Source organism: Variovorax sp. 10L426, from assembly GCF_056395305.1.
On the sequence record NZ_JBFTJF010000008.1, the window covers coordinates 187,138 to 207,152 of the forward strand.

Annotated in this window: 21 protein-coding genes; 3 read left to right on the forward strand and 18 right to left on the reverse strand. The window is 61.5% G+C overall.

Features of this window, described 5'->3' with window-relative positions:
• Positions 1-4 precede the first annotated feature (4 nt).
• The 14 genes from lepB to AC1DHL_RS14230 all read right to left on the reverse strand — a co-directional run bounded on the left by lepB (position 5) and on the right by AC1DHL_RS14230 (position 14,210).
• On the reverse strand, positions 5-976 hold the full coding sequence (gene lepB / locus AC1DHL_RS14165) for a signal peptidase I (protein ID WP_478100639.1): 972 nt from the start codon (positions 974-976) through the stop codon (positions 5-7).
• A 2-nt stretch (positions 977-978) separates the two neighbouring features.
• Positions 979-2,790 (reverse strand): translation elongation factor 4, encoded by a 1,812-nt coding sequence (lepA, locus tag AC1DHL_RS14170; RefSeq protein ID WP_478162354.1) that lies wholly within the window; start codon positions 2,788-2,790, stop codon positions 979-981.
• 522 nt (positions 2,791-3,312) lie between these two features.
• A complete protein-coding gene (locus tag AC1DHL_RS14175) occupies positions 3,313-4,794 on the reverse strand; it encodes a DegQ family serine endoprotease (RefSeq protein ID WP_478100643.1) in 1,482 nt (493 codons plus the stop codon).
• Positions 4,795-4,885: 91 nt separating this feature from the next.
• On the reverse strand, positions 4,886-5,935 hold the full coding sequence (locus tag AC1DHL_RS14180) for a MucB/RseB C-terminal domain-containing protein (protein WP_478100644.1): 1,050 nt from the start codon (positions 5,933-5,935) through the stop codon (positions 4,886-4,888).
• A gap of 22 nt (positions 5,936-5,957) precedes the next feature.
• Entirely contained in the window at positions 5,958-6,599 is a 642-nt protein-coding gene (locus AC1DHL_RS14185) for a sigma-E factor negative regulatory protein (protein ID WP_478100646.1), read from the reverse strand.
• 13 nt (positions 6,600-6,612) lie between these two features.
• On the reverse strand, positions 6,613-7,287 hold the full coding sequence (gene rpoE, locus AC1DHL_RS14190) for an RNA polymerase sigma factor RpoE (protein ID WP_478100648.1): 675 nt from the start codon (positions 7,285-7,287) through the stop codon (positions 6,613-6,615).
• A gap of 495 nt (positions 7,288-7,782) precedes the next feature.
• Entirely contained in the window at positions 7,783-9,027 is a 1,245-nt protein-coding gene (fabF, locus tag AC1DHL_RS14195; protein WP_478100650.1) for a beta-ketoacyl-ACP synthase II, read from the reverse strand.
• A 75-nt stretch (positions 9,028-9,102) separates the two neighbouring features.
• Positions 9,103-9,342, reverse strand: coding sequence for an acyl carrier protein (acpP, locus tag AC1DHL_RS14200; RefSeq protein ID WP_007830471.1), 240 nt, complete (start codon positions 9,340-9,342; stop codon positions 9,103-9,105).
• A gap of 99 nt (positions 9,343-9,441) precedes the next feature.
• Complete coding sequence (gene fabG, locus AC1DHL_RS14205; protein WP_478100652.1) at positions 9,442-10,185, reverse strand: 3-oxoacyl-ACP reductase FabG; 744 nt, start codon at positions 10,183-10,185, stop codon at positions 9,442-9,444.
• Positions 10,186-10,209: 24 nt separating this feature from the next.
• Positions 10,210-11,163, reverse strand: a complete 954-nt coding sequence (fabD, locus tag AC1DHL_RS14210) for an ACP S-malonyltransferase (protein WP_478100654.1) — start codon at positions 11,161-11,163, stop codon at positions 10,210-10,212.
• Between the two features lie 51 nt (positions 11,164-11,214).
• Positions 11,215-12,192 carry a beta-ketoacyl-ACP synthase III gene (locus AC1DHL_RS14215; protein WP_478100656.1) on the reverse strand — a complete coding sequence of 326 codons (978 nt, stop codon included), beginning with the start codon at positions 12,190-12,192 and terminating at the stop codon, positions 11,215-11,217.
• Positions 12,192-13,244, reverse strand: coding sequence for a phosphate acyltransferase PlsX (plsX, locus tag AC1DHL_RS14220; protein ID WP_478100658.1), 1,053 nt, complete (start codon positions 13,242-13,244; stop codon positions 12,192-12,194). Before plsX ends, AC1DHL_RS14215 begins: the two co-directional genes overlap by 1 nt.
• A 95-nt stretch (positions 13,245-13,339) precedes the next feature.
• Positions 13,340-13,522 carry a 50S ribosomal protein L32 gene (gene rpmF, locus AC1DHL_RS14225; protein ID WP_028248601.1) on the reverse strand — a complete coding sequence of 61 codons (183 nt, stop codon included), beginning with the start codon at positions 13,520-13,522 and terminating at the stop codon, positions 13,340-13,342.
• Between the two features lie 139 nt (positions 13,523-13,661).
• Positions 13,662-14,210 (reverse strand): YceD family protein, encoded by a 549-nt coding sequence (locus AC1DHL_RS14230; protein ID WP_478100661.1) that lies wholly within the window; start codon positions 14,208-14,210, stop codon positions 13,662-13,664.
• 37 nt (positions 14,211-14,247) lie between these two features.
• Between AC1DHL_RS14230 and AC1DHL_RS14235 the strand changes: the two genes are divergently transcribed.
• The 3 genes from AC1DHL_RS14235 to AC1DHL_RS14245 are packed head-to-tail and all read left to right on the forward strand — an operon-like array spanning position 14,248 to position 16,749.
• A complete protein-coding gene (locus AC1DHL_RS14235; protein ID WP_478100662.1) occupies positions 14,248-14,829 on the forward strand; it encodes a Maf family protein in 582 nt (193 codons plus the stop codon).
• Positions 14,826-15,593 carry an SAM-dependent methyltransferase gene (locus AC1DHL_RS14240; RefSeq protein WP_478162355.1) on the forward strand — a complete coding sequence of 256 codons (768 nt, stop codon included), beginning with the start codon at positions 14,826-14,828 and terminating at the stop codon, positions 15,591-15,593. The genes AC1DHL_RS14235 and AC1DHL_RS14240 overlap by 4 nt, the downstream gene beginning before the upstream one ends.
• Positions 15,594-15,630: 37 nt before the next feature.
• Complete coding sequence (locus AC1DHL_RS14245) at positions 15,631-16,749, forward strand: MFS transporter (protein WP_478100765.1); 1,119 nt, start codon at positions 15,631-15,633, stop codon at positions 16,747-16,749.
• Between the two features lie 5 nt (positions 16,750-16,754).
• Here the strand turns inward: AC1DHL_RS14245 and AC1DHL_RS14250 are convergent, their stop codons facing one another.
• From AC1DHL_RS14250 to AC1DHL_RS14265, 4 genes are read right to left on the reverse strand one after another with little or no spacing between them, the layout of a single operon-like run.
• Positions 16,755-17,786, reverse strand: a complete 1,032-nt coding sequence (locus AC1DHL_RS14250; protein ID WP_478100666.1) for a S49 family peptidase — start codon at positions 17,784-17,786, stop codon at positions 16,755-16,757.
• A gap of 1 nt (position 17,787) precedes the next feature.
• Complete coding sequence (locus AC1DHL_RS14255; protein WP_478100668.1) at positions 17,788-18,153, reverse strand: Rieske (2Fe-2S) protein; 366 nt, start codon at positions 18,151-18,153, stop codon at positions 17,788-17,790.
• 10 nt (positions 18,154-18,163) lie between these two features.
• Positions 18,164-18,832 (reverse strand): HAD-IA family hydrolase, encoded by a 669-nt coding sequence (locus AC1DHL_RS14260; protein WP_478100670.1) that lies wholly within the window; start codon positions 18,830-18,832, stop codon positions 18,164-18,166.
• Positions 18,829-19,890 carry an RluA family pseudouridine synthase gene (locus AC1DHL_RS14265; RefSeq protein ID WP_478162356.1) on the reverse strand — a complete coding sequence of 354 codons (1,062 nt, stop codon included), beginning with the start codon at positions 19,888-19,890 and terminating at the stop codon, positions 18,829-18,831. Before AC1DHL_RS14265 ends, AC1DHL_RS14260 begins: the two co-directional genes overlap by 4 nt.
• Positions 19,891-20,015 lie beyond the last annotated feature (125 nt).

Sequence of the window (20,015 nt, forward strand, 5' to 3'; positions counted from 1 at the left end):
ATATTTATTGGAACGTGCCGATGCGCCTCAGGTCACCGAAATTCATCCAGATCAGGAACGCCTTGCCGACGATATTCTGGTCTGGAACGAACCCCCAATAGCGCGAATCGAGCGAATTGTCTCGGTTGTCGCCCATCATGAAGTAATAGCCCGGTGGCACTTTGCACACGACACCTTCAACACTGTAGCGGCAATTTTCCTGGTTCGGGAACGGCATGATTTCAACTTCGGAAAGGCCGGCGCGGCGCGTTTCATCGTTGAGCAGCTTGTGCTGCGTGTCGCCGAGCTTTTCCGTGTATTGCTTGAGGTAGCGCATCGTCTCCTCGTCAAAATAGTCCGGCACGGCGTCCTTGCTTACCGGCTGGCCGTTGATCGTGAGCTTCTTGTTCAGATAGGCCACCTCGTCGCCCGGCACGCCCACCACGCGCTTGATGTAGTCCATGCTCGGCTTGGGCGGATATCGGAACACCATGACGTCGCCGCGCGCTGGCGGTCGACCGTCAGTGATCTTGGTATTGATGACCGGCAGGCGCAGCCCGTAGACGAATTTGTTGACGAGGATCAGGTCGCCCGTGAGGAGCGTCGGCATCATCGAACCCGAGGGAATCTTGAATGGCTCGAACAGGAACGAACGCAACAGGAACACCACCAGGATCACGGGGAACAGACCGGCAGTCCAGTCCAGCCACCATGGCTGCATGACCAGGCGTTCGCTGGCCTTGGCGTCGACCGTGTCGACCTGTGTGATGCCCTGGCGAGTCAATTCCTCGCGCCGTTTGGCGAGTGCGGCGTCGAGCGCCTCGGCCGCACGCCGGCGCTTGGGCAGGAAATAGAAGCGCTCGGCGAGCCAATAGATACCGGTGACAACGGTCGCCAGGAAAAGCAGCAATGCGAAGTTGCCTTCGACCGCGCCGAAATACCAGGCACCGACATAGCCGACGAAAGCCGCGAGAATCAGTGAAGTGAGGAATGCCATCTTTAGTCTTCGACTTGCAGGATGGCGAGAAAGGCCTCTTGCGGGACCTCGACCGAGCCGATCTGCTTCATTCTTTTTTTGCCCGCTTTCTGCTTTTCGAGCAGCTTGCGCTTGCGGGTGATATCGCCGCCATAACACTTGGCAAGCACGTTCTTGCGCAGGGCCTTGATTGTCTCACGCGCAATGATATTGGCCCCGATGGCCGCCTGGATTGCAACGTCGAACATCTGGCGCGAAATGATCTCGCGCATCTTTGAAACCACCGCCCTGCCGCGGTACTGGCTCTGGCTCCGGTGCACGATGATCGACAGGGCATCGACCTTCTCGCCGTTGAGCAGGATGTCGACCTTGACGACATCCGACGCGCGGTATTCCTTGAACTCGTAATCCATGGACGCATAGCCGCGGCTGACCGATTTCAGCTTGTCGAAGAAATCGAGCACGATCTCGCCCAACGGCATTTCGTAGGTCAACATGACCTGCCGGCCGTGATAGGCCATGTTCATCTGGACGCCGCGCTTTTGATTGGCAAGCGTCATGACCGCTCCGACGTACTCCTGCGGCATGTAGAGATGGACGGTGACGATCGGCTCGCGGATCTCGGACATGCGGCCGACGTCGGGCATCTTGGAAGGGTTCTCCACCATGATGACCTCGCCGTCGCTCTTGACGACCTGGTAGACCACACTGGGCGCCGTCGTGATCAGGTCCTGGTCGAACTCGCGTTCCAGGCGCTCCTGCACGATCTCCATGTGCAGCAGGCCGAGAAAGCCGCATCGGAATCCAAAGCCCAGGGCCTGCGACACCTCCGGCTCGTAATGCAGCGACGAATCGTTGAGCTTGAGCTTTTCGAGCGCGTCGCGGAGCGAGTCGTACTCGCTCGCCTCCGTCGGATAGAGGCCGGCGAAAACCTGGGGCTGGATCTCCTTGAAGCCCGGCAATGCTTCGGTCGCGGTAGCGGCCGCACCGCCGGTGCCAGCCTTGATCAGCGTGACGGTGTCGCCCACCTTGGCGGCCTGCAGTTCCTTGATCCCGGCAATGATGAAGCCAACCTCGCCGGCTTCGAGGGACTCGCGCGCTTCCGTCGCGGGAGTGAACACCCCCAGGTTGTCGGCGTTGTAGCTTGCGCCCGATGCCATCATCTTGATTCGCTCGCCCTTGGCGAGACGGCCATCGACCACGCGCACCAGCATCACGACACCCACGTAGGCGTCGAACCAGCTGTCGATGATCATGGCGCGCAACGCGCCGTCGGGATTGCCGCGCGGCGATGGGACCTTCGCGACGATGGCCTCGAGAATTTCGTCGATGCCCATGCCGGTCTTTGCCGAACATGGAATCGCATCGGTCGCATCGATGCCGATGACATCCTCGATCTCGGCCTTCGCGTTGTCGGGATCCGCCTGTGGCAAATCCATCTTGTTGAGCACCGGCACCACTTCAACGCCGAGGTCGAGCGCGGTGTAGCAGTTGGCCACCGTCTGCGCTTCGACACCTTGGCTCGCATCAACAACGAGCAGCGCGCCTTCGCATGCAGAGAGCGAGCGACTCACTTCATAAGAGAAGTCGACATGGCCCGGTGTATCAATCAGATTGAGGTTGTAGACCTGTCCATCGCGTGCCTTGTAGTGCAATGCGGCGGTCTGTGCCTTGATGGTTATCCCACGCTCCTTCTCGATGTCCATCGAGTCGAGCACTTGCGCCTCCATCTCGCGGTCGGCGAGTCCACCGCAACGCTGGATCAAGCGATCCGCAAGCGTCGACTTGCCGTGATCGATGTGCGCAATGATCGAAAAATTTCTGATGTGATTCATCAACGGGAACGCTTAAGTACTTGAATTGGCTCGCGCGAAGTCGGGAGCGCACAAGAAAAAAGGGCGCGTCTACAAGAGACGCGCCCTGAACCAACAAGCAATGGCAACTGCAGTAGTTGGAACTTCATTGTAGGCAAAAAGGGGGGCGCGTACAGCCGGGCCAGAGCCCTCGGACGGTCGTTGCAGGTCAGCAACATGGTGCTTATGAACAGCTTATCAACAGCATCGGTGGAGCAATTCCTTAACAACTTGTGGGTGAACTGTGGACCGACAGTGGACGGATAGCGGGCATCTCGCATCGTGAAGATCACCGGCCCGCTTATGCACGGACCGGCGTCTGGAAGGCCTCTATTCTACCGAAACTCGTCATTAGATGACTGCTAAGTTAGTAAGTGCAAACTAAATTGAAGGTTCAGGGACGGGAAAATTTTTTTCATCGCAATGCTGCCCGCGCGCGACAACCTCGAAAAAAAGGCCCCAAACCCGACTGTTGGGTGGGGCCACTTGACGCAGGACCCGAGTTCAGCGTGCAGGCCGGAGCAGCGCATATTGCGCCCAGTCGCCTCGACGGAAAAGCAGGCTGACAGGCTTGCTCTTATCTGACTTCGCCAAGACGGTCTCGAAATCCTTCACGTTGGCCACTTCCACATTGCTGATCGCCAGCACGACATCGCCTTCGCGCAGTCCGGCCCGGGCCGCAGCGCCGGTGGCCGCATCGATCTTCACGCCGCCCTTGAGCTTCAACTCCTTCTTCTGCACTTCAGTGAGATCGCTCAACGTCAGCCCCATGGACTTTGCGGCAGCGGACGCCGGCGTCTTGCTGGAAGAATCATCACGATCCGACGCTTGCCTGGCGGGTTTGTCAGGCTCGATCTCCGCGATGGTCACGTTCAGATCGCGCACATTGCCACGGCGGAACACAGTCACCGAACTCTTGGTGCCGGGCTTCGTATTTCCGACGAGACGCGGCAGATCGCTGGGCTTCTCGATGGATTTGCCATCGAACTTGGTGATGATGTCGCCCGGCTCGATCCCGGCTTTCTCGCCTGGCGATCCGGTCTCGACGCCACGGACCAAGGCACCTTGCGCCTTGCCGAGGCCGATCGATTCGGCCACATCCTTCGTGACCTGATCGATCTGCACGCCGATTCGCCCACGCGAAACGCGGCCGAACGCGCGTAATTGATCGCTCACACGAATGGCCTCATCGATCGGGATCGAGAAAGAGATGCCCATGAACCCACCAGAGCGCGAGTAGATCTGGCTGTTGATGCCGACGACTTCGCCGCGCATGTTGATCAAGGGGCCACCGGAATTCCCGGGATTGATGGCCACGTCCGTCTGGATGAAAGGCAAGTAATCCCCGGTGTCCCGCTGCTTGGCGCTCACGATGCCTGCTGTGACGGTGTTCTCCAAGCCGAAAGGCGATCCGATCGCCATCACCCATTCGCCGACACGCAGTTTCGAAATGTCGCCGACCTTGACCGCGGGAAGGCCGGTCGCGTCAATCTTCACGACGGCAACATCGGTCCGCTTGTCGGCGCCGACGATCTTTGCCTTGAATTCACGCTTGTCCGTCAAGGTCACCAGCACTTCGGATGCGCCGTCGACCACATGCGCGTTGGTCATGACGAAACCATCCGGCGAGAGGATGAAGCCGGACCCCACGCCGCGAGGCCGCTCCTCTTCCTGTGGTGCTTGGGGCCTGTTCGGCCGGGGGCCCTGGCGCGGAATGCCTGGCATCGGCTGGCCGAAAAAGCGCCGGAAGAAGTCCTGCATCTCCTCATCCATCTCGCCGTTGCCGGCTCCCTGCGTCACCTTCTCGACGGTGCGAATGTTGACCACCGCAGGGCCGACCTGATCGACCAGATCGGTGAAGTCCGGAAGCACGCGCGCTTGCGCGAACGCAGGGGTTGATGGCAGCAACGCGGCGGTCGACACGACGGCGAAAGCACAGGCAACCAGGCATGAGCGGAATGTGTTCCCCTCGACTTTGAACATCATCAGCTTCTTTCGTTTGAGAGTCTTAGACAAAAACACCATCTATGAGCGCACACGAAACGTGAGGTTCAACCCGCGGTTTCGGCCCGGCGATTCAACGCGCTCGGACAAGACCTTGCGCAAGGGCGTCGAGCGTCTGTGGCGGCACTTCCCCCACCGCTGTCAGCCACCAATCGCCGTCCTTGTCGGCCAACCGGCGTGTGAGCGTAAAGGTTGCTCCCAGCGCAAGCAGAACTTCGCGAGGCTTGCGCTGCGCATCGTAAGGCTCCAGGAACAGCGAGACCGAAGCAAGACCGTCCGAGAAGGTCCACTGCATCGTATGCCCCTGGCCCTCGCCAGCCAAGGGACGCCGATAGCAATTGATCGGCTTGAAGCCGGCAACACCTTTCTTGAGCGCCCATCCCTCGCGCTGCGCCGTGGTGCGCTCGAGCTCGGACTTCTCGATGCGATAACCAGCCGTGCTGCCCATCATCTGCACGAGCGCGTGGATCTTGATCGGTGCATCGAGCTGAAGTTCGGAAAACGCCGACTGTTCGATCACCTTGTTCTCGCCATCGATGGTCTGCAACTTCACCACCAGCCCCGAGCGCCGCTCGCTCCAGACTCGGTAACCGAACCGGAGCTTGTCCCTTGGTTCAAGTTGCACCACATCGGTGTCAAAGCCAGCCACGCGGTCTTTACCGATCACATGAACATCATAGAAATCCGCGATGGACGAATCGGGCGAACCCAACAGGTTCGGGAACAACTCAAGGCTTTCGCGCTTCTCGCTTTTGACGACCTTTGATTCCGGCAGGAAGGTCACGACATGATCGTTACGCCGAAATGTCGAACGGGGGGGCCCCGACAAGGCTTCGATGCGCTCCATCTGAAGATCGCCTTCGCACACATGCCAGATCCGTGCACTTGAGAGGTTTCCGGCTTCGGCAGAGACGACGAATGTGCCCGCGTAGCTACGTTGCCGCGACGCGGCGTGCATGCGCTGGAGCCATTCGACGACGCCCAGCGACGGGGCTTCGCTGACGTTGGCGCCTTTGGCTGGCGGCGAGGAGATCCGCGTCTGGGCGACAGCAGCCTCCGCCATGCAAAGCGCAGCCATCAAGATCACAGACCTACGCGCGGGAATTGGCATCGAAACAGTCATCGCATGAGGCACAGGCACGCAATCAGCGCGAAGGTCTTTCGAAAGTGGCGTTGCGCAGGAAGCCCGATGGCAGCTGCGCGCCGCCAACCTGCTGATGAGCCTCCAGGAGCTGATCGAGCCTCGGATCGCGCAGCATGACCTGCGGGTTTCCGTTTCCAACCAGCACGCGTGTAGGGACAAGGGTCTGAGACGCCTGCTGAGCGACATTCGCGGTCGCGACAACCGCAGTCGGAGCCTGTTGCTGCGCCAACTGCGCGCCCACCGGCCGAGCCCCTTCGACACCTACCCAATTCCACCCAATGGCTGCCGCGGCCGCCAAAGACGCGGCGCCGGCGACCAGTTTCCACCGAAACACAGGCTCATTGGCAGCCTTGAGGTGCCGAGCCTGCAACCGCTTTGCATTGGTCGGGACCGCGACAAGTGCCGGTGTAGCGGGCTCCGCAGCCAGTCGACTTTGAAGGCGGGACAGAAACGATGAGGTGTCGCTGCATGCCGCATGCCCCCCCGAACGCAGCACATCACCGACCAAATGATAGGTCTGCCATGTCGCACGCAATTCTTCGTCGACACCGACCTTGCCAATTACCTGGGCGAACTCATCGTCGCGCAGGTGGCCATCGGCGAGCGCGGACACCTGCTCACGAGCTATGTTTGTGTGGTTCATCTCATTCACCTGCTTACCAACGCTTGCCAGACTGGTTGTCCAGCAAGGGCTTGACCCTGGCCGAAATCGCTTCGCGTGCCCGAAAGATCCGCGATCGCACCGTGCCGATCGGACAACTCATGACCTCGGCAATCTCTTCGTAACTCATACCCTCGATCTCGCGCAGCGTCACTGCCTGCCGAAGCTCGGCAGGCAGCGCTTCCATCGCCGCTTCGACCGCCGCCGCAATTTCGTTGGCAGCCAGAACGGATTCGGGGGTCTCGTCGCTGATTGGTTCGTTTCCGGGTCGGTAAGTTTCATCGTCGTCTTCGGAAGACGAACGCAGAGCGCTCTCCGTGACGGTCGGGTCGCGCTTCATGTCCACCAATGCCTTCTTGGCAGTGTTTACCGCGATCCGGTAGAGCCAAGTGTAGAACTGCGCCTCGCCACGAAACTGATGCAGGGCGCGGTAGGCGCGGATGAAGGTTTCCTGGGCGATGTCTTCGACCAGATTTACATCTCGCACCATGCGGCCGATCAATCGTTCGATCCGACGCTGGTACTTGATGACGAGCAGTTCAAAGGCCTTCTGATCCCCGGCCACGGTGCGCTGAACAAGCTGAAAGTCAACCTCTCCCGGTCTCGCGGCTTCGACCGGCGCGTCGGTGAGACCGGCGTCCGGTGGTACGGGAGGTGGCGAAACTGTCATGGCGAGGAATAAGGCGCATTGGCCGCGATCGGATCCTGCGCCCGTGCGGCCGGATCATCCGGAGCGGCGCGCGAATATAGCGCACGGCGCAAATCCCGCCATCGGGCAGGCACGGCATTCCGATCAAGCCAGATCCAGCGTCGCGTCCGGACGGACTCCGTCAGGCAAATCAGCAGCAAGAACTGGAGGTCCAATGCCACGCTCGCCCGGGCCGTTCGAACTGGGATGCGTCCCGACATCGTCCAGTGTTGCCCGTCAAAGGTCAAATCGGCCGGGGCTGAGCATCTGAGCACACCAGTCCATGCCGCCATCCCGGCGACGACTGCGCTGAGCAGCAGAATGCCCTCCCGCCAACCCAGGGTAGCCGATTGAAGACAGGCAACGGAGACGCCGCAGACGCCCAGCCCCCACAAAATAAGGAGGAGGCGCTCGGCATTGCGCGAGCGCCCCACCGGATAGCTCACCGATGGGGCGCTGTGCATGAGTCGGGCAGGATCAAACGCGCTTGAACACCAGCGTGCCGTTGGTGCCGCCAAATCCGAAGTTGTTCTTGACCGCGACATCGATCTTGAGATCACGCGCTTCATTTGCGCAGTAGTCGAGATCGCACTCCGGATCTTGATTGAAGATATTGATCGTCGGCGGGCTCTTCTGATGATGCAGCGCCAAGACGGTAAACACTGATTCGATACCGCCGGCGCCGCCGAGCAAATGACCTGTCATCGATTTCGTCGAGTTGACGACAAGCTTTTTGGCGTGATCGCCGAAGGCGTTCTTGATCGCGTTGGTCTCGTTCAGGTCACCCAGCGGCGTCGACGTTCCATGCGCGTTGACATACTGCACCTGATCAGCGTTCACGCCGGCATTGGCGAGCGCCATCTTCATGGACCGGCGCGGGCCATCCACATTCGGCGCAGTCATGTGATAGGCGTCCCCACTCATCCCGAAGCCAGAGACTTCCGCGTAAATCTTGGCGCCCCGCGCCTTCGCATGCTCGTATTCTTCAAGAACCAGCACGCCAGCACCCTCGCCGAGCACGAACCCGTCACGATCCTTGTCCCACGGCCGAGAGGCGGTCGTCGGATCGTCGTTGCGAGTGGACAAGGCTCTTGCTGCCGCAAACCCGCCCAAGCCAAGCGGAGATACCGTGGATTCAGCACCGCCGGCAATCATCACATCGGCATCGCCGTACTCGATCATGCGCGCGGATGTCCCGATCGCATGCAAGCCCGTGGTGCACGCAGTGACGATAGCGATATTGGGGCCCTTGAAGCCGTACTGAATGGAGACGTGGCCCGAGATCATGTTGATGATCGACGCCGGCACGAAGAACGGAGACACGCGGCGCGGACCACGGTTCACCAGTTCGGCATGGGTGTCTTCAATCAACGGCAGCCCGCCGATACCCGAGCCGATATTGCACCCGATGCGTACCGCCTGCTCGTCCGACAACGCATCGCCCGTCGGAAGGCCGCTGTCTTGCACCGCCTGCATTGCTGCGGCGAGCCCGAGGTGAATGAAGCGGTCCATATGGCGCGCTTCCTTCTCCGGGATGTACTGCTTGATGTCGAAACCCTTCACTTCACCTGCGAACTTGCAAGAGAAGCCGCTCACGTCGAACTTGGTGATGGTGTCGATGCCCGATTTCCCGGCCAATAGATTGGCCCAGGACTCGGCGACGGTGTTTCCGACAGGAGCGAGGCAACCGAGTCCGGTCACGACGACGCGGCGTTTGGTCATGCCGGCAAACCTTTCTGGGAGCACTGAGACCATTGCACGGCGCAGGCCTATGGAATGGAGACTCAGCTTGGCCGATCAGGCCTTTTGATTCTTGGTGGCGTAGTCGACGGCGTTCTGCACCGTCGTGATCTTCTCGGCGTCTTCGTCCGGGATCTCGATGCCGAACTCGTCCTCGAGCGCCATCACGAGTTCGACCGTGTCGAGCGAGTCTGCACCGAGATCGGCAACAAAGGCCTTTTCGTTGGTGACCTGGGACTCTTCAACGCCGAGTTGTTCGGCAATGATTTTCTTGACACGTGCTTCGATATCGCTCATTTGGTTCCCTCTGAGGGTTGTAAGTAATCGGTGGATTTTAGCCGGCCGCGTTGTGGCATTTGCCGCACAGCGGTCGTTGAAAGGGATTGCGTCTGGAGCTTACATATGCATGCCGCCATTCACGTGCAGTTCCTGCCCCGTGACATAGGCGGCTTGCGGAGAAGCCAGGAAGGCGACGGCATGGGCAATGTCCGCCGGTTTGCCCAGGTGGCCGAGCGGAATCTGGGCGAGCAGCGCCTGCTGTTGCGCCTCGGGCAGGCTGGCGGTCATATCGGTTTCGATGAAGCCCGGGGCAACGCAATTGACAGTAATGTTGCGACTCCCGAGTTCGCGCGCCAAGGCGCGCGTCATGCCCGCGACGCCGGCCTTTGCAGCGGCATAGTTGGCTTGGCCTGCGTTGCCCGAAGCGCCGACCACACTGGTGATGTTGATGATGCGGCCGTAGCGCTGCTTCATCATGGGCCGAATCACCGCGCGGGAAAGACGGAAAACCGCCTTCAAATTGGTGTCGAGCACGGCATCCCAATCCACATCCTTCAGGCGCATTGCAAGCGTGTCGCGGGTGATGCCTGCGTTGTTCACCAGCACGTGGACTGCGCCGTAGACCTTCACGATTTCATCGATCAGCGCCTCGACCGCCGCACCGTCATTGACGTCGAGCGCGCATCCGCGGCCGTCATATCCACCCAAGGCCGCCGTGATCTTGGCCGCGCCCTCTTCGGTGGTGCCGGTACCGATGACCTTGAGCCCGCGTTGGGCCAACTCGAGCGCGATCGCCGCACCGATACCACGAGACGCGCCAGTAACCAGCGCGACCTGTCCTTCAAATTTGGGTGTGCTCATGAAAACAACCTTGGGGCTCGGGCCTCAGATGCCGAGCATTTGCCTGGTTTCGGCGAGGGTCGCCGGGTCGTAGACCGAAACTGCGGCCATCTCGGGTGCGATTCGCTTCGCCATGCCGGACAGTACCTTGCCTGGACCGCACTCGACGACGGCTTCAACGCCTCGGGACTTCAAGGCCTGTACGGTCTCAACCCATCTCACGGGACCCGCGGCCTGACGCACCAAGGCGTCGCGAATCAACTCGGGATCGTCTGTGACGCTCACGTCGATATTGTTGATGACAGGAATCTGAGGCGCCAGAAGCGCCATCGGTGCGAGGCGCTCACGCAACGCCTGCGCAGCAGGCTTCATCAGACTCGAATGGAAGGGCGCGGAAACAGGCAAGGGCAATGCCCGCTTTGCGCCGCTCGCCTTCAACACTTCGCAAGCCTTGTCGACGGCAGCCTTGCTTCCCGCAATCACGGTCTGCATCGGATCATTGAAATTCACCGCTTCGACGACCTCGCCGCTGCCCGGTCCGAACGCAGCGGTCACTTCAGCGCAACCGGCCTTCACCTTTTCCGCGTCCATGCCCAGGATGGCCGCCATCGCCCCCACTCCGACCGGAACAGCCTGCTGCATGGCCTGGGCGCGAAAGCGCACCAGCGGTGCAGCCTGGGCCAACGTGAGGACTCCGGAAGCGACCAGCGCGGCGTACTCGCCCAGTGAGTGGCCAGCTACGACCGACGGACGACCCCCTCCCTCTGCCAGCCAGGCACGCCAAGCGGCCACACCTGCGACCAGCATCACCGGCTGGGTATTGGTGGTCAGGGCCAGGGCCTCCTTGGGGCCTTCATGAATGAGACGCGCGACGTCTTCGCCGAGGGCATCGGACGCCTCGCGCAAAGTTTCGGCGACTGCAGGGTGATCGCCCCAGGCGTCGAGCATCCCGACAGCTTGCGAGCCCTGTCCCGGAAAGACAAAAGCGAAGGTTTTCATTGTTCGTGTGTGTCCTGGCGCGCAATTGCCCCGTCGGGCAGCGCGCAAGTATCAATAGTCCAACAACACCGCGCCCCAGGTGAAGCCACCGCCAACGCCTTCGAGCATCAAGGTGTCGCCCTTCTTCACCTTGCCGGAGCGCACGGCATGATCCAGGGCCAACGGTATGGAGGCAGCCGAAGTATTGCCGTGCTCATCGACTGTCACGATCAGCTTTTCACGGGGCAATTTCAGTTTCCTGGCGGTGCCTTCCATGATCCGGATATTTGCCTGATGAGGAATCAGCCAGTCGATATCGTCGTCCGTCTTGCCCGCTTTTTGCAGGGTGGCGCGAGCGGCTTCCTCGAGGACACGCACAGCCAACTTGAATACCGCCTGTCCATCCATGTGAAGCAAAGGCGTGCCGAGCACGGATCCACCTGACACGTGACCTGGCACACAGAGGATGCCGACATGCTTGCCATCAGCATGCAGATCGCTGGAAAGTATCCCGGGTTCGTCGCTGGCCTCGAGGATGACGGCACCTGCGCCATCGCCGAAGAGCACGCACGTGGTGCGATCGTTGAAGTCCAGAATGCGGGAGAACACTTCTGCCCCCACGATGAGAGCGCATTTGGCGCTGCCGGTGCGAATCATTGCATCTGCAACGGTCAACGCGTAGACAAAACCGCTGCACACTGCCTGGACATCGAACGCCGGGCAACCGGCGATTCCCAGCTTGTGCTGGAGAATTGCGGCCGACGACGGAAAGACCATATCTGGCGTCGAGGTCGCAACGATGATCAAGTCGATATCGGCCGCACTGCGGCCCGCAGCCTCAAGTGCATGCCGTGCCGCCTCGAGACCCAGATCGCTGCTTGACACATCTGGTGCAGCGAAATGTCGAGCCCGGATACCGGTGCGCTCGATGATCCATTGGTCCGAAGTCTCGACGCCGCGCGCGGCCAAGTCTCGGGCGAGGTCGTCGTTGGTGACGCGGCGTGGCGGCAGGTAGCTACCGGTGCCTGTAATACGAGAGAAAGGGGTCATCAAACGTGGAGCGCCGCGGTGTCGGCCGACGCCGCCGATTCTTGCCGCGCGAGCAGTGGCGCGGCGTGGGCGATGCGGGCCCGCACGCGATCGAGCAGGTTGTTGCGAGCGGCATCATAAGCGCGATCAAGGGCATGTCCGAAGGCCACTTCGTCGGCAGAGCCATGGCTCTTGAACACCAACCCTCGAAGGCCGAGCAATGCCGCGCCGTTGTATCTACGATGATCCAAACGTTTTTTAAGCGCTTTTAGAACAGGATAGGACACGATCGCAGCAAATTTGCTGAACAAGCCGCTTGTGTACTCGATGCGAAGAAAATCGACAATCATTGAGGCGACGCCTTCGGTCGCCTTGAGAGTGACATTTCCGACAAACCCGTCGCACACGACGATGTCAGTTGTCCCCTTGAAGATGTCGTTGCCTTCCACGTTACCGTAGAAGTTCAAGTCCTGTGAAGCAGCCGCTTTTCGAAGCAGTTGGCTCGCTTTCTTGATGGTTTCGCTGCCTTTGATGGCCTCTTCCCCAACGTTGAGGAGCCCAACGGTCGGTGATTCATTGCCGGTCAAGGCAGACACCAGCGCAGACCCAAGCACTGCAAATTGCAAGAGATCTTCGGCGTCGCAATCGACATTGGCCCCAAGATCCAGGACCGTCGTCGCACCACCCTTGCTGTTTGGCAATTGAGGCGCGATGGCAGGCCGATCGATCCCGTCGAGGGTCTTCAGCAAATATCTCGCGATGGCCATGAGCGCGCCGGTGTTCCCGGCCGAAACCGCAGCCTGGGCTGCGCCGTCCTTTACTTGCTGGATAGCGACCCGCATCGACGAGTCTTTTTTCTTGCGAAGCGCGACTTCAATGGGATCGTCCATGCCGACCACTTCGCGCGCGGGAATGACGGTTGCACGAGGATGCGAGAAGCCGGCAAGTGCGTCAGGCATTCCAACGAGAAGCAGCGAGGCCTCCGCATGACGATCGAGAAACGCTCGGCAGGCCGCGAGCGTGACGCGCGGGCCATGGTCGCCGCCCATGCAATCAACAGCAAGCGTGATCACGGACGGGGCGGGAGCAAGTGCAGACGGTGTGGCCATCAAAACAAAGGCCCGACGCTACGGAAAAAGTAGCTTCGGGCCTTGGCCTTGAAACGAAATCAGGCTTCAGATTTGGTCTTAAGAACCTTGCGGCCACGATAAAAGCCGTTCGGGCTGATGTGGTGACGCAGGTGCGTCTCGCCCGTGGTGGGCTCAACGGCGATGCCGGGCACGCCCAGCGCGTTGTGCGAACGATGCATGCCGCGCTTCGACGGCGACTTCTTGTTTTGCTGGACGGCCATGCTGGCTCCTGGAAGTATTCGGGTGGGTTGGTGTGCATGCGGGGCGGCGATAACGCTTTCAAAGCACTAGCGGCGGCGCGCGCGAAGCCCATGAGTATAGCCTAACAGGGCACCGAGCGCCAATGGACTTGCCTCCGGGCTACTTTGACTTGTCCGATCGCAGTGCGCCCAGGACCGCGAAAGGATTGGGCCGTTCGGCCTCTGCTGCCTCGAAATCGGGATCCACGGCCGAAAGCCGCGTCGGTTCGGGGCAAGCCTCGTGCCGCGGGGTCACTGGAATTTCCATCAGAAGTTCGTCTTCGATGAGTTCGTGAAGATCAAAGTCGCGGCTCGCCACCAGCACGTCCTCTTCCGCTTCCTCGTCTTCGGCGGCTGCGGTGGCCTCGTCGGCGGCAAAGCGGTACCAGCGGTCGACATGCAACGGCACATCGACCGGCGAAAGGCACCGTTGGCAAACAAGGGGGGCAAGGACATCCGCCGTCAGGTGCAGCCACGAAACAACCGCGCCGTCGGGGCCAGCGCGGCCCTGGCCGACAGCTTTCCAGCGAACCATCAAGTTCTCGGCGGGATCGACCAACTCAGCGCGCAAGCGCTTGTAGTTTCGGATGGGGTCGTTTCCGGAAATGGCAGCAGCGGCTTCGGCGAAGCCGTTCACGTCAAGGCGACCGGGGGCAAATTCTCTCGTCATCCACGCCAGTCTAAACCGCTCGCGCACAATCCTGTCCATGCAACGCCAAGTGATACTTGCTTCGACCTCGCGCTATCGGCGAGAACTCATGCTCCGATTGCGCCTGCCTTTCGACGTCCACGCGCCGGAAGTCGATGAAACGCCCATGGCGGACGAGACGCCACGCGTGCTCGCCGAGCGACTCGCGCTTGAAAAGGCGACGGCGGTTGCGCGTCGTTTTCCCGAGGCCGTCGTGATCGGATCCGATCAAGTGGCCGACCTGTCCGGCGAGCCCCTTGGAAAACCCGGGGACCACGCTCGCGCCACTGCCCAGTTGCGACGCATGCGTGGGCAGACGCTGATATTCCAGACGGCCGTAGCCGTGGTGTGTCAAAACACGGGCTTCGCACAGCGGGATCTGGCGCCCGTGAAAGTGACGTTTCGCGACCTGAGCGATGCAGCCATCGAGGCCTATTTGAATGCCGAGCAACCCTACGACTGTGCCGGGAGCGCTAAAAGCGAGGGCCTGGGCATCGCATTGCTCGATTCCATAGAGAGCGATGACCCGACCGCGCTCGTCGGCCTGCCGCTGATTCGAACGGCCAAGATGTTGCGGGCGGCAGGAGTCGACCTGCTGTGAACACCAAGGCGTATGGAAAGCTGTATCTCGTCCCAGCGCCGCTCGATTTCGGATGCGACGAGCAGACGGATCTTCAAGATGCATTGCCCCTAGGTACCTTGCAAGTGGCTGCGCAGATCACCCACTGGATCTGCGAAAACGCGAAGTCTGGCCGCGCCTATCTCAAGCGCATCGACGCCGTCGTGCCGCTCGCCGCTCCTTTGCAGGCCCTGCAGATCCAGGAGCTGCCGCGTGAGGTCCATAAGAAGGGCGATCACGGCGGGCAATTCGATGCACGACCACTTCTGGCCGCCGCCCTGGAAGGTCATGACGTGGGGTTGCTCAGTGAAGCGGGCATGCCTGCCGTCGCCGACCCCGGCTCATCGGTGGCGAAGGCTGCCCACGAACTGGGCGTTGCAGTCGTCCCGCTGACCGGCCCCGTGTCGCTCCTGCTGGCATTGGCGGCAAGCGGTCTGAACGGCCAGAACTTCGCCTTCGTTGGTTATCTCCCGCAGGACGCCGACGCGCGCGTTCGGCGAATTCGCGAACTCGAGGCGCTCGCACTCAAGACCGGCCAGACGCAGCTTTTCATCGAGACGCCCTATCGCAATGCTGCCGTGCTGCAGGCACTCACGCAGACGCTGCAGCACAACACCCGCCTGGCAGTGGCCAGAGGGCTCACGCTCGCGTCTTCGCACGTTCGCAGCGAGACCGTGAAAGCCTGGCGTGCAAAGCCGGCGCCTGCGGATGAGCGCACACCGGCCGTGTTCGCCATCGGCCGCTAGAGGCCAGTTCGACGCGATGACGGTCGTTCCCGCAAGCATGCGCTTGGCTTCGCGGGCGCAATTCTTCTGTTCAGGGTTTGTCTTCGCGACGTGGGGAGTCCACATCCCTACCGTGAAAGCGCACTACGGCGTCAACGAAGCCCAGTTGGGCCTCGCACTGCTGGCAGCGGGCATCGGCGCGCTCCTCGGTCTGACGCAGGCGAGCCGCTGGATCGGCCGCTACGGCGCTGGCCGCATGGCCGGTCTTTGCGGCTCGGCCTACGCACTGCTGCTCGCGGGTCTATTGATGGCGCCGGGCTATGCCGCGCTACTGGTCCTGCTCGCGACATTCGGCATCGCGACGAGTGTGTTCGACGTCGCAATCAACACCGAAGCGGCGCAGCTCGAACTCCAAGGCGACAAGCCACTGATGAGCGGCATGCATGGCATGTTCAGCCTGGGCGGCATGGTCGGCGCGACCACGGGCAGCGCGGCCATCGCGGCGGGATTGGGCGCGCAACACCATTTGACGCTTGTCGCCACGACCATGGCGCTCACGGTGGCGGTATCCGCTCAACGGATGCTCCCCAAGGAGGCGACCGCATTCGCCAGCGGAGACAGCGGTTTTCGGCTGCCTCGCGGCACCCTCGCGGTACTCGGGCTCCTGGCCGCGCTCGGACTGATTGCGGAGGGCGCGATCTACGACTGGAGCGTCCTCTACCTGCAACAGGAACTGGGTAGCCCTCAGCAGCAGGCAGCCCTCGCCTATGCGAGTTTTTCGGCGGCAATGGCAACCGCGCGCTTCGGCGGCGATGCGATGCGGGCACGCTTCGAGCCGGCCGTACTCCTGCGTGCGAGCGCCCTGCTGGCGGCCGCGTCCATGACGCTGGTATTGATCACCGACACACCCTGGTTGGCCTTGGTCGGATTTGCAGGCGTCGGCATTGGATTCGCCAACGTGGTGCCCGTTCTTTTCGCAGCATCCGCCCGCGTGCCCGGCGTCGAGCCGGCGCAGGGCATCGCCGCGGTATCGGCGGTCGCCTATCTGGGCTTCATGGCGGGACCGCCAGTGATCGGGTTCCTGGCGCAAATCAGCACGCTGACCGCTGCGCTGTACGTCGTGGTGCTTTTCGCCGCGGGACTGGCGGCTTCGGCGCGCCACGCCAATACGACCTGAATCGGTCAGTGCAGCACAGGCGCGGCGCGCATCGCCCGCACTGACGCGTCGCCAAGGGCGGCGCCGAATTTCTTGGCGAGCTTCTCGGCGACGTTGTCGCGACGCGTGTAGTCGATGACTTCTTCGGCCTTGATCACTTCGCGTGCCACGTAGTCGACATTGCCGAGTTGATCTGCGAGGCCCAGCTCGATCGCCTGCTGGCCGCTCCAGAACAGTCCACTGAACAGGCCCGGGGTATTGACCTTGAGACGATCGCCGCGACCGCTCTTGACCACCTCGATGAACTGCGCGTGGATCTGATCCAGCATCTGCTGCGCGTGCGCGCGCTGGGGTTCGCTCATCGGACTGAACGGATCCAGGAAGCCTTTGTTCTCCCCGGCCGTGAGGAGCCTTCGCTCCACGCCCACCTTGTCCATGAGGCCGGTGAATCCGAAGCCGTCCATCAGCACGCCGATGCTTCCGACGATGCTGGCCTTGTCGACGAAAACCTTGTCGGTGGCAGCGGCGATGTAGTACGCGGCGGAAGCGCAGGTCTCTTCGACGACGGCGTAGATCGGCTTGTTGTATTTGGCGCGCATGCGCTTGATTTCGTCGTTGATGATGCCCGCCTGCACCGGGCTGCCGCCCGGCGAGTTGATCAGCAGTACGATGCCCTTGGCACCTTCGTCTTCGAAGGCCGTCTTCATTGCTGCAACGACGAATTCAGCGCTCGCATCCGCGCCGCTGGCGATTTCGCCCTTGATTTCGACCACTGCGGTATGCGCTGTCGTCTTCGCCGCCGTGGGCGTGGCGCGCGACACGGCAAACCACGCCAGGAAGATGAAGAAGGCCAGCCAGGCAAGACGCACGAAGATCTTCCACCGCCGGGCCGCTCTTTGTTCGCGCAAAGCCGCAAAGGCCAGTTTTTCCAGGGTCGCGCGTTCCCAGCCGGCCTGCTGCGTCGGGTCGTTCTTTGACATGTTCATTGAAGTAGAGACGGGCGCAGCGCGCTCGAAAGGCTCGAAACCCTCGGGCTCCTTGCGGTTGGAATCTGTCATTTCAGAAGGCGAGAGGTTGGAGGTTCCAGTCAGTATGCCAGTGGACAACGCCGTCCCGTTCGCTCAACGTGATCTTCACGAGGCCGCCACGACAAGGGCCCCCGGCGCATTCACCGGTATCCGGCTTGTAGACCGCGCCATGCGTCGCGCACAGGAGCCATTGCCCGCTGTCGTCGAAGAAGCGATCGGGCTGGAAATCCAGTTCCATCGCGACATGGCTGCAGCGGTTCAGGTAGGCATGCGGCCTGCCCTCGAATCGGATGGCGAAGGCGCGGCATGTCTGGCCACCATGCACCACATCGAACGGCACTCCGCGGCCGCCCTCGACCAAGTCAGCGGCATTGCAGAGAGGAACGCATTCGCTCATGCCCGAATTGTCACGCGTTCGCGAGAAGCCATTCCGTCAGACCGGAAACCGAATGAGCCACATGCACGGGCGACAAGGCCTCGAAGTCGTCGGATTCGTGGGCCCCATAGCTCACGCCGAGGCTCGCGCAGCCTGCATTGATCGCGAGTTGGAGGTCGTGTGTGGTGTCTCCGATCATCAGGGTTCGTTCGGGCGGCACATCGAGCTCTTCCATCAGTTCGAGCAGCATGCGCGGATGAGGCTTCCCGAAGGTCTCGTCCGCCGTGCGAGAGGCGTCGAAGCGATCACGCAAGGCGACAGTCGCCAGCGCCTCGTTCAGTCCGCGCCGAGACTTGCCGGTCGCAACGGCCAGCAAGTGGCCGCGCGCCCGGAGCGCATCGAGCATCGGCAGTACGCCGTCGAACAGCACAAGATCGTCCTGATGCTGAAGATAGTGGTATCGGTAGCGAGCGCCGAGTTCGGGGTACTTTTCCTTCGGTACGTCCGGTGCCGCGCGAGCGAGCGCTTCCGCAAGGCCGAGCCCGATCACCCAGGCGGCGTCGTTTTCGCTCGGCTTGGCGCCGCCGACGTCGACCACCGCGGCCTGAATGCAGCGAACGATCAGGCGTGTCGAGTCGTAAAGCGTTCCGTCCCAGTCAAAGGCGATCAGGTCGAAGCGGCGTGGGCGGATATCAGTCATTGAGGGGTTGTCACGGGGTGAGTCGCAAGCACTTCCAGTGCAGGTTTGGGCATCAGTACATGCAATTCCGGCGGCAGGTCCGCCTGCAGTGCCATGCGTTCATTGCTCGCGGGATGGGTGAACTGCAGGCGCCATGCGTGCAGGAACATGCGCTTGAGGCCGAGTTTCTGAAGCGCCCGGTTGCGCTCGAAATCGCCGTACTTGTCGTCCCCAGCGATGGCATGTCCAGCCGAAGCCAGATGGACGCGAATCTGGTGTGTTCGGCCGGTCTTGATGGTGACTGCCAGAAGCGACACCGGCGCGGCATCTCCGGCCAGGGTGAAACGGGCCAGCACTTTCACCAGCGTAACGGCTCGCATCGCATCGGGATGGTCCTTGGCTACGACGCGCACGCGACGCTCGCCAGCCTCGGAAGCGCCGGGTGGACCCGCCAGGAGATATTTGGCCAGGGGCGCGTCAAGCACTTTCTTATTAGCGGGCCAACTTCCTTCGACCAGAGCGAGGTAGGTCTTTCCCGTTTCGCGCTCCCGGAATTGGTCCTGCAATGCGGTCAACGCGCTGCGCTTCTTCGCAATCAGAAGAATGCCGGACGTTTCCCGATCGAGTCGATGCACGAGTTCCAGGAAGCGGGCAGCAGGCCGCGCCCTGCGCAACTGCTCGATGACGCCGAAGCTGACGCCGCTGCCGCCATGAACGGCAACGCCCGCAGGTTTGTCGATCGCGATCAGTGCGTCGTCTTCGTGCAACAGGGGGAATTCACGTGCGGGCGCGGGAGAGGAAGCGCCTTCCTCCGTTCGAGGCGATACGCGAACCGGCGGCAGACGCAGCACATCGCCGGCGGCCAGGCGGGTCTCGGCCTGCGCGCGTCCCTTGTTGACCCGCACCTCTCCCGACCGAATGATCCGGTAGACGTGGGTCTTTGGCACGCCCTTGAGATGGCGGAAGAGGAAGTTATCCAACCGTTGGCCCGCAGACTCCTCGTCGACTGTCAGAAAGCGAACTTCGGCCACCGCGGGACTCGGCTTCGCACCTATAATGTTTTTCACCAGCGCGGTCATGTAAGTGCTTGATTAATCAGAAGTTTAGAGCACTGCAGGAGGCGCTGTGAGGTCGATGCCGCTTTGATGTCGAGTTCGCAAGCCACGCGCAAATGCGCAAGGCGGCGGGCGCTTCACCCGAGTCA